The sequence below is a fragment of the Nocardia sp. NPDC004718 genome (assembly GCF_053601535.1).
Map to the genome: position 1 here is coordinate 1 of NZ_JBSGCA010000148.1, position 1633 is coordinate 1633.

Annotated in this window: 1 protein-coding gene; it reads left to right on the plus strand. The window is 64.3% G+C overall.

Annotation, left to right across the window (positions count from 1 at the left end):
• Window positions 1-217: 217 nt before the first annotated feature.
• The coding region (locus ACWEH3_RS36020; RefSeq protein ID WP_452358511.1) for a glycoside hydrolase domain-containing protein at window positions 218-1633 on the plus strand (1416 nt) is incomplete at its 3' end.

Consider the following 1633-nt stretch of genomic DNA (forward strand, 5'->3'; position numbering starts at 1 on the left):
TAGTCTGGTGTGCGCAAACATTTCTCGTGACGAGCATGTTCAGATCACGCGCAAACACCGGATGGGCCACAAACGGGACATCTCGGCATACTTCACGCACATTCGGGTGACTCTAGCTCTGTCGGGTTCTCCATCTGCCGAAAGTTGCTCGAGATGTACGAATACAACGCGTTGCCGCCGACCGTTGCGCGGGCTCGTACGACCAAGGGAGCGCGCGATGACTGAGCTGATCGACTTCTCCGCCGCGCTCATCGAGCCGCAAGCGATCAAAGACGCTGGATACGCGGGCGTCATAGGCTACTTCAGCGATTCCCGTCCTGGTACGAATTTCGGTGCGAAGCCGCTGCGGCGGGAATACTGCGACCGATTACGCGCCATCGGGCTCGAGATAGTCACCAATTACCAGTACGGCAAGGGTGAGACGTCGGACTGGAAAGGCGGTTACGACGCGGGCGTGCGCCACGCGCGGATCGCGCTCGATTACCACCGCGCGGCCGGCGGGCCGGATTCCCGCCCGCTGTATGCCCCCGTCGACGCGAATCCGTCGCTGGACGAGTGGAATTCGCTGATCGCGCCGTTTCTCCGAGGCTGGGCATCGGTCGTCGGTCTGGAATGGACCGGCATGTACGGCAACGCCCGGTGCATCGACTGGGCGCTCGAGGACGGCGTCGCCACGTGGTTCTGGCAACACAACTGGTCCGGTGATTCCTCGATCAACGGCGACCATCCCGCCGCGCACCTCCATCAGATCCGCATCGACTCCGACCGGGTCGGCGGCGTCGTCGTGGATGTCGACAAAGTCCTCGCCGCCGACTACGGCCAATGGTCGAAGGCGAATCCGAACTCAGGGGGAACAATGCAGAAGCCCGATTACGTCGAATTGGACCGGATGGGCGACTCCGCGTCCAGCCGCCACGGTGCGCGCGTCGAGAACTTCCTGCTGCATACCCAGGAAGGCAACGGAACCGCCGAGAGCCTGGCCAACTATCTGAACAATCCGGCGAACGGCGTGAGCTACCACTACACCGTCCGCGATGGCGTGGTGGTCGACGTGGTCGACACCGACCTGGCCAGCTGGTCGGTGCTGGACGCGAACTCGTTCACCATCAACCTCTGCTTCGCGGGCAGCCGCGTCGCATGGAGCCGGGACGACTGGCTGCGCATCCGCGACGATATCCGCATCGCGGCCTGGCTCGCGGTGCAGGACGCACGCAAATACGGCTTCGACACGTATGTCATCACGCCGCCCTACCAGCGGCGCCAAGGCATTTCCGACCACAAGTACGTCACCGAGTGCCTCGGCATCGGCACGCACACCGATGTGGGACCGAATTTCCCCTGGGACGTGTTCGCCGACGACGTGCGCGGCTTCGCCACCGGCGAGCCGAGCGGGTCGGAGCCGAACGCGATCAACGATTGCGCGGCGGCGAATCCGTGGCTCGGTACGCGGATCACGGCAGGGGAGATCGCGACACCCGACGGCGCGGGGCGCTTCGCCCAGTTCGAGCACGGGTACATCTATTGGCATCCGGACACCGGCGCGCACGCCATCCCGGAGACGCTGTGGGGAAAGTTCGAAGCATTGGGTTGGGAGGCAGGCCCGCTCGGCTATCCGATCACCGACCGCACCGTC